The organism is Helicobacter pylori, assembly GCF_001653455.1.
Classification (GTDB): Bacteria; Campylobacterota; Campylobacteria; order Campylobacterales; family Helicobacteraceae; genus Helicobacter; species Helicobacter pylori_A.
Genome location: NZ_CP011486.1, coordinates 983769 through 999519, shown reverse-complemented (window position 1 = coordinate 999519; position 15751 = coordinate 983769). Strand labels below are relative to the sequence as shown.

The 15751-nt window shown below is 38.4% G+C and carries 11 protein-coding genes and 4 tRNA genes; 14 read left to right on the top strand and 1 reads right to left on the bottom strand.

Going from position 1 to position 15751, the window contains the following annotated elements; all coding sequences use genetic code 11:
• The first annotated feature begins 98 nt into the window (after window positions 1–98).
• From AA977_RS04690 to AA977_RS04650, 9 genes are all read left to right on the top strand, one after another.
• Window positions 99–2489 carry a molybdopterin guanine dinucleotide-containing S/N-oxide reductase gene (locus AA977_RS04690; protein WP_064434769.1) on the top strand — a complete coding sequence of 797 codons (2391 nt, stop codon included), beginning with the start codon at window positions 99–101 and terminating at the stop codon, window positions 2487–2489.
• Between the two features lie 167 nt (window positions 2490–2656).
• Complete coding sequence (locus AA977_RS04685; protein WP_154811936.1) at window positions 2657–3142, top strand: hypothetical protein; 486 nt, start codon at window positions 2657–2659, stop codon at window positions 3140–3142.
• Window positions 3143–3152: 10 nt separating this feature from the next.
• Entirely contained in the window at window positions 3153–4679 is a 1527-nt protein-coding gene (gene guaA / locus AA977_RS04680) for a glutamine-hydrolyzing GMP synthase (protein WP_064434768.1), read from the top strand.
• Between the two features lie 76 nt (window positions 4680–4755).
• Window positions 4756–5505, top strand: coding sequence for an HpaA2 protein (gene hpaA2, locus AA977_RS04675; protein ID WP_064435202.1), 750 nt, complete (start codon window positions 4756–4758; stop codon window positions 5503–5505).
• 173 nt (window positions 5506–5678) lie between these two features.
• Window positions 5679–5756, top strand: a tRNA-Pro gene (locus tag AA977_RS04670).
• A 63-nt stretch (window positions 5757–5819) separates the two neighbouring features.
• Window positions 5820–5896, top strand: a tRNA-His gene (locus AA977_RS04665).
• Between the two features lie 59 nt (window positions 5897–5955).
• A tRNA-Arg gene (locus tag AA977_RS04660) sits at window positions 5956–6032 on the top strand.
• Window positions 6033–6049: 17 nt separating this feature from the next.
• Window positions 6050–6126, top strand: a tRNA-Arg gene (locus tag AA977_RS04655).
• Window positions 6127–7147: 1021 nt separating this feature from the next.
• Complete coding sequence (locus AA977_RS04650) at window positions 7148–9016, top strand: mechanosensitive ion channel family protein (protein WP_064434767.1); 1869 nt, start codon at window positions 7148–7150, stop codon at window positions 9014–9016.
• Between the two features lie 2 nt (window positions 9017–9018).
• On the opposite strand, the gene cfaS is transcribed toward AA977_RS04650, so the two are convergent.
• Window positions 9019–10188 carry a cyclopropane fatty acid synthase gene (cfaS, locus tag AA977_RS04645; RefSeq protein WP_064434766.1) on the bottom strand — a complete coding sequence of 390 codons (1170 nt, stop codon included), beginning with the start codon at window positions 10186–10188 and terminating at the stop codon, window positions 9019–9021.
• Between the two features lie 181 nt (window positions 10189–10369).
• Here cfaS and metG point away from each other — a divergent pair, with 181 nt between their 5' ends.
• From metG to AA977_RS04620, 5 genes are read left to right on the top strand one after another with little or no spacing between them, the layout of a single operon-like run.
• Window positions 10370–12319, top strand: a complete 1950-nt coding sequence (gene metG / locus AA977_RS04640) for a methionine--tRNA ligase (protein WP_064434765.1) — start codon at window positions 10370–10372, stop codon at window positions 12317–12319.
• Complete coding sequence (locus AA977_RS04635; protein WP_064434764.1) at window positions 12320–13327, top strand: hypothetical protein; 1008 nt, start codon at window positions 12320–12322, stop codon at window positions 13325–13327.
• A gap of 3 nt (window positions 13328–13330) precedes the next feature.
• Complete coding sequence (cmoB, locus tag AA977_RS04630) at window positions 13331–14119, top strand: tRNA 5-methoxyuridine(34)/uridine 5-oxyacetic acid(34) synthase CmoB (protein WP_064434763.1); 789 nt, start codon at window positions 13331–13333, stop codon at window positions 14117–14119.
• Window positions 14120–14135: 16 nt separating this feature from the next.
• Entirely contained in the window at window positions 14136–14564 is a 429-nt protein-coding gene (locus AA977_RS04625; RefSeq protein WP_064434762.1) for a hotdog domain-containing protein, read from the top strand.
• Window positions 14565–14568: 4 nt separating this feature from the next.
• Complete coding sequence (locus tag AA977_RS04620; RefSeq protein WP_064434761.1) at window positions 14569–15738, top strand: glycosyltransferase family 4 protein; 1170 nt, start codon at window positions 14569–14571, stop codon at window positions 15736–15738.
• Window positions 15739–15751 lie beyond the last annotated feature (13 nt).

The following is a 15751-nucleotide window of genomic DNA, read 5'->3' as shown; positions in this document are numbered from 1 at the left end:
AATCAATATTAGCCATGAGATTTTATTAACGATAATTTTCAATGAATACATGTTAGAATTTTAGGCGTTTTGACAGAATGCAAGCTTGAAGGAGAATCATGTCCATTTCACGCAGAAGTATCCTAAAAGGAGTCCCAGTCGCGCTAGCTAGCGCTAATCCTTTAAAAGCTGTTGGTGTTTTTGAAAAAGTGGAATCCATTCCGCATGCAACGCATTTTGGCCCTTTTATTGCAAAGGTTCAAAATGGAGTGATTAAGGATATTGTCCCCCAAAAGAGCGATTATAACCCTACCATGATGTTAAAAGCGATGGCAGATAGGGTGTATTCAGATAGCAGAGTGAAGTATCCTTGTGTGCGTAAGAGTTTCTTAGAAAACAAAAAAAACCATAAAGAATTGCGCGGGAGGGAAGAATTTGTGCGCGTGAGTTGGGATGTGGCTTTGGAATTAGTGGCTAAAAAGCTTAAAGAAATCCCTAAAGAAAATATCTATAACGCTAGTTATGGTGGCTGGGGGCATGCGGGTAGCTTGCATCGTTGCAATCATTTAGCGAGGCGTTTTTTTAACATGGCTTTAGGGGGGGTTATTGACACTGATGGGGGGTATAGCAATGGTGCAGCCGCAAGGATAAACCCTATGATTGTGGGGGATATGGAAGTTTATTCGCAACAAACCACGCATGAAGAGATGATTAAAAATTGTAAGGTGTATGTCATGTGGGGGGCGGATTTATTCAAATGCAACCGCATTGATTATTTTGTGTCAAACCATGTCAATGACAGCTACTACCCTAAATATAAAAGAGCTGGTATTAAATTCATTAGTATTGATCCTATTTATACCGAAACCGCTCAAGCCTTTGATGCTGAATGGATACCCATTCGCCCTAACACTGATGTAGCGTTAATGTTAGGCATGATGTATTATCTTTATACAAGCAATCAATACGATAAAGAGTTTATCGCTAAATACACCGATGGTTTTGATAAATTTTTACCTTATTTGCTAGGGGAGGGCGATAATATACCTAAGACTTTAGAATGGGCGTCTCAAATCACTGGAGTGAATGCAGAAAAAATCAAAGAATTAGCGGATCTGTTTGTTTCTAAACGCACTTTTTTAGCGGGTAATTGGGCCATGCAAAGAGCTCAATATGGCGAGCAACCGGATTGGGCGTTAATTGTTTTGGCTAGCATGATTGGTCAAGTGGGCTTATCGGGTGGGGGCTTTGGCTTTTCTATGCATTATGGAGGGAACGCTCAAGCGAGTTCAGGAGCGAGAATTGTTCCTATGATTTCACAAGGGGATAATCCTATAAAAAGCGCTATTCCAGCATCGAGAGTTTCTGAAGCGATTTTAAATCCGGGTAAAGAAATTGACTTTATGGGTAAAAAACTCCAATTGCCTAAAATCAAAATGATCTATAGTTGTGGGGCGAATTTATTAGGGCATGAAGCTAACACAAACGAACTCATTAACGCTTTAAGAACCTTAGATTGTGTGATCGTGCATGAGCCTTGGTGGACGCCTACAGCAAAATTCGCTGATATTGTCCTTGCTTCTACTAGCACTATGGAGAGGGATGATATTACTTTTGGGGGGAGTTACTCTAAGAATGTGATTTATGCCATGCGTAAGGTGATAGAGCCTGTTTATGAATCTAAAGATGATTATGAGATTTTCAGGCAGCTTGCTTTGCGTATTGGGGGCAATGAAACAGAGCAACGATTCACTGAATCTAAGAGTTACATGGAATGGATTAAGGGCTTTTATGAAAAAAGCGATGGCCCTACTTTGAAATCGTTTGATCAATTTTGGAGGGATGGCTTTGTGGAGTTTGAAATCCCTGAAAATGCAAGAAAGTTTGTGCGCCATGCGAAATTCAGACAAGACCCTATCGCTAACAAGCTTGATACAGAGAGTGGGAAAATTCAAATTTTTTCTCAAAAATGCGCGGATTTTAAACTGGCTGATTTTAAAGGGCATCCTACTTGGTTTGAGCCAGCTGAGTGGCTAGGTTCTAAAATGGCTGAGACTTATCCGTTCCATTTAATTTCCCCACACCCAAAATACCGTGTCAATTCACAGCTTGATAACACTTGGGTTAGGAATGTGTATAAGATTCAAGGCAGAGAGCCTGTGATGATTAACGAACTAGACGCTAACAGATTAGGCATTAGGCATGGTGAAATCGTAGAAGTGTTTAACGCTAGAGGGAGGTTGTTAGCAGGGGCGTTTGTAACTAAGAATATCCGTCAAGGGGTTTTGAGTATCCAAGAAGGGGCGTGGTATGATCCAGAAGAAATGAGAGCTAGAAACCCACGGTGCAATGCAGGGCATGTGAACGCGCTCACTTCTTCGCGTCCTACTAGCAGCATGACGCAAGCGACTTCAGTCAATACCGCTTTAGTCAATATTAGAAGACTTAGAAGGTATGAATTAGTCAAGTCCTATCATTCCATTTCAACCCCAAGCATCATTGGAGCTTAAAAAGGAATGAAAACAGATACCGCTATGAAAGCGTCTTTGTTTAAGAAAGATTTGACAACTCGCCACACTAAAGCGTGGGCTAATTCTCAATCTTTATATTATAATACTTTCTTAATGCGTCATGCAGTCTGTAATGATATATTGATAATGAGTAAGGATGATAAAAAATGAGTGTGTTTCAAACGAGCTTGTGTGTGGGATTGCTTTTTTTTGGAGGGGTGTTATTGGGGGGTTCGTCCAAAGATTTTAAGGTTAAAGTGGATAAAAGTTTGGGCATGCCATTTTTAAATGTGCTTTCATTGGCTTTTAAACAAGACATGAAAGAAGAAATTGTTTTTGTGATCACCAAAAGCAACAAATTGAGTAAAAAAGCACTTTGTGGGTTTGACGCTTTTTTATCATCGGAGTCTTCAATGAATAGCTTGCCCGCAAAAGCGCTCTTTCATAAAGAGTTTTTATTCCAATCTAAAGAAAATAAAACGCTCTATGTTTTTTCGCTGATTGATTCTCAGTATTGCTCAAAAGGTGGGAATTCTTACAAGCACAAATTAGAAAGATTGGAGCGTTGGTTTGTCCAAAAAGTGCCTGAGTTGGCTGAAAGCCATAGAGTGGATTATAAAAGCCAGTATGATAAAACGCAAAAACAAAAATAAAGAATGAGAGATGATTGTAGTATTAGATTTTGGGAGCCAATACACACAGCTGATTGCTAGAAGATTGAGAGAGAGCGGGATTTATACTGAAATAGTCCCCTTTTTTGAAAGCGCAGAAAACATTCAAAAAAAAGCCCCTAAAGGCTTGATTTTGAGCGGGGGGCCAGCGAGCGTGTACGCTAAAGACGCTTACAAGCCCAGTGAAAAGATCTTTGATTTGAATCTACCGATTTTAGGGATTTGCTATGGCATGCAGTATTTGGTGGATTTTTTTGGGGGGGTAGTGGCCGCTGCAAATGAGCAAGAATTTGGCAAGGCTACTTTAGAGATCATTCACGATTCTGTGATTTTTAAAGGCGTGAAAGCAAAAAGCCTTGTGTGGATGAGCCATATGGATAAGGTCATAACATTGCCAAAAGGTTTCACTACCATTGCAAAAAGCCCTAATTCGCCCCATTGCGCGATTGAAAGCGCAAAGGTTTTTGGCTTGCAATTCCACCCAGAAGTCATTCAAAGCGAAGAGGGGGGGAAGATTTTAGAAAATTTCGCCCTTTTGGTTTGCGGTTGCGAAAAAACTTGGGGGATGCAACATTTCGCTCAAAAAGAGATCGCACGATTGAAAGAAAAAATTTCTAACGCTAAGGTTTTGTGTGCGGTGAGTGGGGGCGTGGATTCTACGGTGGTCGCTACGCTATTACACAGAGCCATTAAGGATAATCTGATCGCTGTTTTTGTGGATCATGGCTTGTTGCGTAAAAATGAAAAAGAAAGAGTCCAAGCGATGTTTAAGGATTTGCAAATCCCTTTAAACACCATAGACGCTAAAGAAATCTTTTTGTCTAAATTAAAGGGCGTGAGCGAGCCTGAATTGAAGCGGAAAATCATCGGCGAGACTTTTATTGAAGCGTTTGAAAAAGAAGCCAAAAAGCACCATTTGAAAGGCAAAATTGAATTTTTAGCCCAAGGCACTTTATACCCTGATGTGATTGAATCCGTGAGCGTTAAAGGGCCTTCAAAAGTGATAAAAACCCACCATAATGTGGGCGGACTGCCTGAATGGATGGACTTTAAACTCATAGAGCCTTTAAGGGAGTTGTTTAAAGATGAGGTGCGATCGTTAGGTAAAGAACTAGGCGTTAGCCAAGATTTTTTAATGCGCCACCCTTTCCCTGGGCCTGGACTTGCGGTAAGGATTTTAGGCGAGGTTAGCGAGAGTAAAATCAAACGCTTGCAAGAGGCGGATTTTATTTTTATAGAAGAGCTTAAAAAAGCGAATTTGTATGACAAGGTTTGGCAAGCCTTTTGCGTGCTATTGAATGTCCATTCTGTGGGGGTGATGGGGGATAATCGCACTTATGAAAACGCCATTTGCTTAAGAGCGGTGAATGCGAGCGATGGCATGACGGCGAGCTTTTCATTTTTAGAGCATTCTTTTTTAGAAAAAGTTTCTAACCGCATCACTAATGAAGTGAGCGGAATCAATAGGGTGGTGTATGATATTACCTCTAAACCACCAGGAACGATTGAATGGGAATGATTATCTTAAAAATAGCGCTAAAAGTGGGATTTTTTGGGTAAGATTAGAATTTGATTTTAAAAAAGAAAGGAAGTTAATGAAAAAAGGTAGTTTAGCAGTAGTTTTAGGATCGTTATTAGTGAGTGGGGCGTTTTATACGGCTCTAGCTGATGGAATGCCCGCAAAGCAACAGCACAACAATATGGGCGAGTCTGTGGATTTGCATTTCCACTATCCTATTAAAGGCAAGCAAGAGCCTAAAAATAACCATCTAGTTGTCTTAATTGATCCTAAGATAGAGGCCAATAAGGTTATCCCTGAAAATTATCAAAAAGAGTTTGAGAAGTCTTTATTCCTCCAATTGAGTAGTTTCTTAGAGAGGAAGGGCTATAGCGTTTCGCAGTATAAAGATGCTAGCGAAATCCCTCAAGACATTAAAGAAAAAGCGTTGCTCGTTTTGAACATGGATGGGAATGTGGCTATCTTGGAAGATATTGTAGAAGAAAGCGATGCACTTAGTGAAGAAAGAGTGATAGACATGTCTTCAGGGTCTTTGAAATTGAATTTCGTTGAACCCAAAAGTGAAGATATTATCCATAGCTTTGTTATTGATGTTTCAAAGATTAAGGCTGTGATTGAAAGGGTGGAGTTGCGACGCACCAATTCTGGAGGTTTTGTCCCCAAAACTTTTGTGCATAGGATTAAAGAAACCGATCATGATCAAGCCATTAGAAAAATCATGAATCAAGCCTACCACAAAGTGATGGTGCATATCACCAAAGAGTTAAGCAAAAAACACATGGATCACTATGAAAAAGTTTCTAGTGAAATGAAAAAACGAAAGTAGTTTTTAAGAAAAAGCTTAAAAACATTTAGAGCCGCTTTTGAATGGTGGCTTTTTAAAAGGGTGGGGGAGTTGGATTATTTTTTGAGCGTTGTTTTTGGTTTTAGCGGCATTTTTGAAAAATTACGCTCAAAAATCAAAAAATTTAGTTATAATAACGCTTCATGTGAAAATTTCGGGGCGTAGCGCAGTCTGGTTAGCGCACTTGGTTTGGGACCAAGGGGTCGAAGGTTCGAATCCTTTCGCCCCGACCACTTTTTTACATAATTTGTTGTTCTGTTTAAAATTCTTTGGTAAAATATCGCTTCCTTTCAATGGTGGGAGTAGCTCAGTTGGTTAGAGCATCAGATTGTGGTCCTGAGGGTCGTGGGTTCAATTCCCATCTTCCACCCCATCTTATTAAATAAGTGTTTTGCCAAGTTTATATTAGTCGTTTCTTTATTTGAATTGTAAGCGTTCGTAGCTCAATTGGATAGAGCACCAGACTTCGGATCTGGGGGTTAGGGGTTCGACTCCCTTCGGGCGTACCACCTAACGCTAGTATCATGCGCTTGTAGCTCAGCTGGATAGAGCAACAGCCTTCTAAGCCGTAGGTCGCAGGTTCGAGTCCTGCCAAGCGCACCACTTTTAACATTCTTTAAAGAGGAATTATGGATTCTTTAGAGTGGGGATTGCTCATTTTTTTAATTCTTGTTTTTCTTGTAGGCATAGGATACTATGTTTTTATGGTTTTTTCTTCCAAAGATTGATGATAAATCCCTTTTAATATTTTTTAAGCCTTTTGAAGCCTAAAAGCGTTTTAAAAACGATTAGTTAGACAATACAAAGTGAGAACGGGCCACCATTTTCGCCCTATAGCCCAATTACAAGAGATAGGGTTGGAACTCTCTAAACTCACCATTTAAATCTTACACGAAGAACATTAACAAAAGCGATTATGAGAATTTAAAAATGAGAAACGCACAAGAATAAAAGATATGCACATTATCCGTGACTTTATTGCACCGGACAGGGAAAGCTTTTTGACTACGACCTATCCTTGAAATCCTACTATAAAAAGATGAATCAAGCAAGAGTGTTTTAAAATCAAGGCTTTGTTTTCATTGGGTTTTAATCGTAAAATTTAAAAATACTCAAAGCTATAATGATACAGCGATCTAAAAAGAGCCTTTATTAAAACAGCACGAAAAACTCTGCACTTTAAAGTTGCAAGATGCAAGTGCATAGCCGTTAGACTATATTTAAACTAAAAGACAGCAAAATACCTCTAGCCTTTTTGGGGCAGGGAATGTCCATGCAGACTTTAAAGAACAAAGCCTTTCATGTTAGTGTCCGTTGGTTAGTGTCCGTTGGGACGCTTTAGTTAGGAAGTCCCTTGCTTTAGAAAGGGGTGGGTTCACTAAAACACACTAACAGAGAAAACCACACCATAAAATTAAACTTTAAGCCCTTGACCAACAACATTAAATTCCATTTAAAAAAGGCTTGCAAACATTTAGGATAAGATCTAATCCTTAGGGCTAGAATTAGAGATAAAAAGCGTTTTTTGGATTATGGTTTTAGGGGGTAAAAGCGTTTCTAAATTTTGGTATAATTGAAAAGAATAATGAGAGGAATTTTATCTTGTTTTTAGTGGGGTTTTTGCATGCGTTTATTATTGTGGTGGGTATTGGTATTATCATTGTTTTTGAATCCTTTGAGGGCCGAAGAGCACGAGACAGATGCGGTGGATTTGTTTTTGATTTTCAATCAAATCAACCAACTCAATCAAGTCATTGAAACTTACAAGAAAAACCCTGAAAGGAGCGCTGAGATTTCTCTATACAACACCCAAAAGAATGACTTGATTAAAAGTTTGACTTCTAAAGTGTTGAATGAAAGGGATAAGATAGGGATTGATATTAATAAAAATCTAAAAGAGCAAGAGAAAATCAAAAAGCGTTTGTCTAGAAGCATTAAGGGCGATGATTTCTACACTTTCATGAAAGACCGGTTGTCTTTAGATATTTTGTTGATAGATGAAATTTTATATCGTTTTATAGATAAGATTAGGAGCAGTATTGATATTTTTAGCGAACAAAAAGATGTGGAAAGTATCAGCGATTCTTTCCTTTTGCGTTTAGGGCAATTCAAACTCTACACTTTCCCCAAAAATTTAGACAATGTCAAAATGCATGAATTAGAGCAGATGTTTAGCGATTATGAATTGCGTTTGAACACCTATACCGAAGTCTTGCGCTACATTAAAAACCACCCTAAAGAAGTGCTTCCTAAAAACTTGATCATGGAAGTGAATATGGATTTTGTGTTAAACAAAATCAGCAGTGTTTTACCTTTCACCAACCATAGCTTGCAAGTGAGTAAAGTTGCGCTTTCTTTAACGATTTTAGCCGCATTGCTAGGTTTAAGGAAACTAATCACCTGGCTTTTAGCCTTATTATTGGATCGTATTTTTGAAATCATGCAGCGCAATAAAAAAATGCATGTCAATGTCCAAAGCAGCATTGTTTTGCCGGTTTCTGTCTTTTTAGCCCTATTTAGTTGCGATGTGGCTTTAGATATTTTTTACTACCCTAACGCATCGCCCCCTAAAGTTTCTATGTGGGTGGGTGCGGTGTATATCATGCTTTTAGCATGGTTAGTGATAGCGCTTTTTAAAGGCTATGGGGAAGCGTTAGTTACGAATATGGCTACCAAAAGCACGCACAATTTTAGAAAAGAAGTGATCAACTTGATTTTAAAAGTCGTGTATTTTTTGATTTTTATTGTTGCGCTTTTAGGGGTTTTGAAACAATTAGGGTTTAATGTTTCAGCCATCATCGCTTCTTTAGGGATTGGTGGGTTAGCGGTGGCTTTAGCGGTTAAAGATGTGTTGGCGAATTTTTTTGCTTCTGTCATTTTGTTGCTAGACAATTCGTTTTCTCAAGGGGATTGGATCGTGTGCGGTGAAGTGGAAGGCACGGTGGTGGAAATGGGGCTAAGACGCACCACGATCAGAGCCTTTGATAACGCTCTTTTGTCCGTGCCTAACTCAGAATTAGCCGGAAAACCCATCAGAAATTGGAGCCGTCGTAAAGTGGGAAGGCGTATTAAAATGGAAATAGGCTTAACCTATAGCTCCAGTCAAAGCGCTTTACAACTTTGCGTGAAAGACATTAGAGAAATGTTAGAAAACCACCCTAAAATCGCTAATGGAGGCGATAGCGCTTTGCAAAATGTGAGCGATTACCGCTACATGTTTAAAAAAGATATTGTTTCTATTGACGATTTTTTAGGGTATAAAAACAATTTGTTCGTCTTTTTGGATCAATTTGCGGACAGCTCCATTAATATTTTGGTGTATTGCTTTTCTAAAACGGTGATTTGGGAAGAGTGGCTAGAAGTCAAAGAAGATGTGATGTTAAAAATCATGGGGATTGTAGAAAAGCACCATTTGAGTTTTGCTTTCCCATCACAGAGTTTGTATGTGGAGAGTTTTCCAGAAGTTAGCCTGAAAGAAGGGGCTAAAATCTAAAATTATTGATAAATATATTCTTTGGTTAAAGGGAAGGTGTTATCCACGCTGTTAGTTAAAAGCAGTTGGAATAAATCCGCACTCCCTACCCTAAAGGCGGATGCACAAGTCCTTAAATACAAATCCCACATGCGGATAAACCTTTCATCATAGCCAAGTCTTTTCACCTTGTCTAAATTGTGGTTAAAGTTGTCCCGCCAAATGTCTAGAGTTTTAGCGTAATGGATGCGTAAGCTTTCAGCCATGAGCAAGTGGAAATCGCATTCGCTCATCACGCTCATCACTTCTCTTAAAGAGGGCAAGTAGCCGCCCGGGAAAATGTATTTATCCACCCATGCGTTAGTCTTGCCTTCAAAACAGCATAAAATGGAGTGGAGCAAAAACATTCCGCCCGTTTTTAACACTTCTTTAACTTTTTTGAAATAAAAAGGTAGATTATCCTTACCCACATGCTCAAACATGCCCACGCTCACCACCTTATCAAAGCGATACAACCGTCCGTCTAAATCCTGGTAATTCAATAATTTGATCGTTACTCTATCTTCTAAACCTAATTCTTGGACTCGTTTGTTAGCCTGTTTGTATTGCTCGTTAGAAATGGTGATCCCCATCACTTCTGCCCCATATTCTTGCGCGGCTTTGATAGAGAGATAGCCCCAGCCACAGCCTATATCCAGTAGTTTTTCGCCTTGTTTTAAATGGAGCTTTTTTAAAGTGTGATCTAATTTTTGGAGTTGAGCGGTATGGAGAGCGTCATCGTCCTTTTTAAAATAAGCACATGAATAGCTTAAGGTTTCATCTAGCCAGATAGAATAAAAGTCATTCCCTAAATCGTAGTGTTTAGAAATGTTAGAGCTTTCTTTAAGGGGTTTTTGAATGGCTTTAGCGCCATCATGTTTATGCAAATGCTCGTAATTGGTTTGCAAATACAGAGAATGCATCACCTCATCCATAGAGCCTTCAATATCAATCACGCCGTCCATATAAGCTTCAGCAATCGTTAAAGACATGTCTTTTTTAATGTCGCTAAATTTCAGGGGGCGATGGATTTTAAGGGTGAATTTAGGCGAATGCTCGCCATTCCTATAAACGCTATTGTCCCAAAAAACGACTTGATAATCGCCGTTTTTCCACTGCTTAAACATGCTTTTGAGCAAAAATTTTGAAATCATGGGTGTGTTCCTTAATTCTAATTCTTCAATTTTTTAAGCGTTAATTATAATGCATTTTAAGCCAAAAACACCCTAAAAACATTCTATGAGTGAGCATAAATTCAACCTCTATTCTCTAATTTTTTAAAAGCATGTTAAAATTAAGAGATTTAAACAAATTTAAGGTTATACGATTATAAAAATGCAAAAATCACTGATCACAACCCCCATTTACTATGTGAATGATATTCCCCATATTGGTCATGCTTATACGACTTTGATTGCGGATACTTTAAAGAAGTATTACACGCTTCAAGGCGAAGAAGTCTTTTTTTTAACCGGCACCGATGAGCATGGGCAAAAGATTGAACAAAGCGCGAGACTAAGGAATCAAAGCCCTAAAGCTTACGCTGATAGCATTAGCGCAATTTTTAAAAGCCAATGGGATTTTTTCAATTTAGATTATGATGGTTTTATCCGCACCACAGACAACGAGCATCAAAAATGCGTGCAAAACGCCTTTGAAATCATGTTTGAAAAAGGGGATATTTATAAAGGCACTTATAGCGGGTATTATTGCGTGAGCTGTGAGAGTTATTGCGCGATTTCTAAAACGGATAATACAGAAGGTAAAGTCTTATGCCCTGATTGCTTGAGAGAGACCACGCTTTTAGAAGAAGAGAGTTATTTTTTTAGATTGAGTGCGTATGAAAAACCTTTATTAGAGTTTTATGCCAAAAACCCTGAAGCGATCTTGCCTATTTATCGTAAAAATGAGGTTACTTCTTTCATTGAACAAGGCTTATTGGATCTATCCATCACGCGCACGAGCTTTGAATGGGGCATTCCTTTACCTAAAAAAATGAATGATCCTAAGCATGTGGTGTATGTTTGGCTAGACGCTTTATTGAATTACGCGAGCGCGTTAGGGTATTTGAATGGTTTGGAAAATAAAATGGCGCATTTTGAGCGCGCTAGGCATATTGTGGGTAAGGATATTTTGCGTTTCCATGCCATTTATTGGCCAGCCTTTTTGATGAGTTTGAATCTGCCCTTATTCAAACAGCTTTGCGTGCATGGGTGGTGGACGATAGAGGGCGTGAAAATGAGTAAAAGCTTGGGTAATGTTTTAGACGCTCAAAAGCTCGCTATGGAGTATGGGGTTGAAGAATTGCGCTATTTTTTGTTGCGTGAAGTGCCTTTTGGGCAAGATGGGGATTTTTCTAAAAAAGCGTTAGTAGAAAGGATCAACGCGAATTTGAACAACGATTTGGGGAATTTGTTGAATCGTTTGTTGGGCATGGCTAAAAAATATTTTAACCATTCTTTAAAAAGTGCAAAAATCACTGCGTATTATCCTAAAGAGCTAGAAAAAGTGCATCAAATTTTAGATAATGCTAACTCTTTTGTGCCTAAAATGCAATTGCATAAAGCGTTAGAGGAATTGTTTAGCGTTTATGATTTTTTAAACAAACTCATCGCTAAAGAAGAGCCATGGGTTTTATATAAAAATAATGAATTGGAAAAATTAGAAGCCTTATTGAGTTTGATTGCAAACGCGCTGTTGCAATCAAGCTTTTTGCTTTATGCGTTCATGCCAAAGAGCGCTATGAAATTAGCGAGCGCTTTTAAGACAGAAATCACGCCCAATCATTACGAACGCTTTTTTAAGTCTAAAAATTTACAAGACATGATCTTGCAAGACACCGAGCCTTTATTTTCCAAAATGGAGAAAATTGAAAAGACTGAAAAAGTGGAGGAAACAACCTCAGCTAAAAAAGAAGAAGAAAAAAAGCTAGAAGAAAAAATCTCGCAAAAGCAAGAAAACTATATCAGTATTGAGGATTTCAAAAAGATAGAAATTAAAGTAGGGCTTATCAAAGAAGCCCAAAGGGTTGAAAAATCCAATAAATTACTGCGCTTAAAAGTGGATTTAGGCGAAAATCGTTTGAGGCAGATTATTTCAGGGATCGCTTTGGATTATGAGCCTGAAAATTTAATCGGTCAAATGGTGTGCGTGGTGGCCAATTTAAAACCTGCAAAGCTCATGGGCGAAATGAGTGAGGGCATGATTTTAGCGGTGCGAGATAGCGATAATCTGGCTTTAATTAGCCCCACCAAAGAAAAAATCGCAGGAAGTTTGATCAGCTAAATGCGATTAGGGGTGAATGAAGCCGTAGAATTGAGTTTGGGCGAATTGCAAAACACGCCCTCAATCAGCTATTTTAATTCTATTGTTTTGTCTTTAAACAAGGTGCAAAAAGGCTCTTTGTTTGTGGCTAAAGATCATGCGTTCATTCCTAAAGCTTTAGAGTTGGGGGCTTATGGGATTTTATACGCAGGAGAGTATCCTTTAAGCGATAGAGATGTGGCATGGATCAAACTTAAAGATATAGAGCATTCTTTGAACCATTTGTTTAAATTTTGTTTGTTGAATGAGCGCGTGGTCGGGGCACTGTTAAGCCCCATAGAATTAGAGATCGCTTCTAAAATCATAGTGAGCGAATTTGCGTGGTGCTTGAAAGAGAGTCTTGAAGATTTATTCATTTTAGAGGGGTGTAAAATAGCGTTTTTTGATAAATTGGAGTGGCTCCATTTGTTTTATAAGCAGGAGCGTTTAGAAGAAAACTTGAAAGAAAGCGATTTGATCATTCTCAACCAATCCTTTTTTTGCAGCGCTTTAGTCTATGGAAAACAAGAGCATGAATTAAAAATGCCATGCATCTTTTTAGAGCCTTTAAAAAGGGTGATCCAATTGTGCGAGAAATTAAAAATTGAATTTGACTTGAATCTTTTAGCTAAAAAAGAATATTCTTTAGATCATTGCAAACCCTTTTTTGTGAATAAAAATTTAGAAATCGCTCCTTATGGGACAACAGCAAGGGTGGTTGTCGCTGAGGGTTCAAAAGAATTGTTTGAAAGGCTGCTTCAAAAAGCCCTTGAAACTTTATCGTGGGGGAAAATTGTCGTGTTTTATCGTAAAAACAGCGTGGTTTTTTTTGAAAAAGCCAACAATTATTTTTACACCACTCAAAACAATTTGAAAGAGCAATTAAAAAATTTAGCGTTTAATTTCGCTTTTATTCATGGGATTAGCTCCCATCATTTAGAATCCCTTCTAAACCCCCCTCTTTTTAAAAAAACCCCCACGCTATGGTAAATCATGCTCATTTGTAACGAGAATCTCAATCAAAAAACCCTTTTAGAAGAAATCATGGCGTTAAGGCCATGGCGCAAAGGCCCTTTTGAAATTTCTAAAATTAAGATTGAGAGCGAGTGGGATAGCTCTATTAAATGGGATTTAGTTAAAAACGCCGCTGTTTTAAAAGACAAAATCGTCGCTGATGTGGGTTGCAATAATGGCTATTATTTGTTTAAGATGCTAGAGTTTGAGCCTAAAAGTTTGGTGGGGTTTGATCCGGGCGTTTTAGTCAAAAAACAATTTGAATTTTTAGCCCCCTTTTTTGATAAAGAAAAAAAGATCGTTTATGAGTCTTTAGGGGTAGAGGATTTGCCTGAAAAATACCCTAACGCTTTTGATGTGATTTTTTGTTTAGGGGTGCTATACCACAGAAAAAGCCCGCTAGAAACTTTAAAAGCCTTGTATCATGCTTTAAAAATAGGGGGGGAGTTGGTGCTAGACACGCTCATTATTGACTCACCCCTAGACATTGCCCTTTGCCCTAAAAAAACTTATGCTAAAATGAAAAATGTTTATTTTATCCCTAGTATTAGCGCACTAAAAGGGTGGTGCGAAAGGGTAGGGTTTGGAGGTTTTGAGATCATTAGCGTTTTAAAGACCACGCCTAAAGAACAGCGTAAAACGGATTTTATTTTGGGGCAAAGTTTGGAAGATTTTTTGGATAAAACAGATCATTCTAAAACTTTAGAGGGGTATGACGCTCCTTTGAGGGGGTATTTTAAAATGCTTAAATTATCAAACAAGCGTTAAATAAAGGATTAAGATCATGCAAGAAATAATCGCTCATGTGGATTATGACTCTTTACAAACTTGTAAGAATTTCCATTCAAGCGTGAGTGGGGAATTGATTGTTTTAGAAAAAGATATAGCCCATGTGCGTTTTAAAGGTAATGAAAGCATGGTGTATGAAGAAAATTTTGTGCATGCCGGCTTTGTGCTAACTGCATGCAATTATGCGGCCTTGTGCGCATTGAATAAAAAATACAGCGTGGTGGTTTCTAATAACATCAATTTTTATGCCCCCCTAGAATTGAATCAAGAAGCGCTCATTAAAGCGCAAGTGGTTCAAGATGGCGTGAAAAAAGCGGAAATAAGAATAGAGGCGTTTGTGTTAGACATTCAGGTTTTAGAGGGAATGATAGAAGTGGTGGTGTTTGATAAAAAGCCTTTTAAATTTAATTTTAAAGAAGAGTAGTTGAATGGTTATTGTGTTAGTTGTGGACAGCTTTAAAGATACCAGTAATGGCACTTCTATGACAGCGTTTCGTTTTTTTGAAGCGTTGAAAAAAAGAGGGCATGCAATGAGAGTGGTCGCCCCTCATGTGGATAATTTAGGGAGTGAAGAAGAGGGGTATTACAACCTTAAAGAGCGCTACATTCCTTTAGTTACAGAAGTTTCACACAGACAGCACATTCTTTTTGCCAAACCGGATGAAAAAATTCTAAGAAAGGCTTTTAAAGGAGCGGATATGATCCACACTTATTTGCCTTTTTTGTTAGAAAAAACAGCCGTAAAAATCGCGCGAGAAATGCAAGTGCCTTACATTGGCTCTTTCCATTTGCAGCCAGAGCATATTTCTTATAACATGAAATTAGGGCAATTTTCTTGGATCAATAAAACGCTTTTTTCGTGGTTTAAGTCTTCGCATTACCGCTATATCCACCACATCCATTGCCCCTCAAAATTCATTGTAGAAGAATTAGAAAGATACAATTATGGAGGGAAAAAATACGCTATCTCTAACGGCTTTGATCCCATGTTTAAATGCGAACACCCGCAAAAAAGCCTTTTTGACACCACACCCTTTAAAATCGCTATGGTAGGGCGCTATTCTAGTGAAAAAAATCAAAGCGTTTTAATCAAAGCGATCGCTTTAAGCCGATACAAACAAGATATTGTATTGTTACTCAAAGGCAAAGGGCCTGATGAGAAAAAAATCAAACTCCTAGCCCAAAGATTAGGCGTAAAAACGGAATTTGGGTTTGTCAATTCTAATGAGTTATTAGAGATTTTAAAAACTTGCACCCTTTATGTGCATACCGCCAATGTGGAAAGCGAAGCGATTGCATGTTTAGAGGCTATTAGCGTGGGGATTGTGCCTGTTATTGCTAATAGCCCTTTAAGCGCGACCAGGCAATTTGCGCTAGATGAGCGATCGTTATTTGAGCCTAACAACGCTAAAGATTTGAGCGCTAAAATAGACTGGTGGCTAGAAAACAAGCTTGAAAGAGAAACAATGCAAAACGAATACGCTAAAAGCGCTTTAAACTACACTTTAGAAAATTCAGTCATTCAAATTGAAAAAGTTTATGAAGAAGCGATCAGAGATTTTAAAAACAACCCCAACCTCTTTAAAACTCTAGCGTGATAAAAGGATAAAA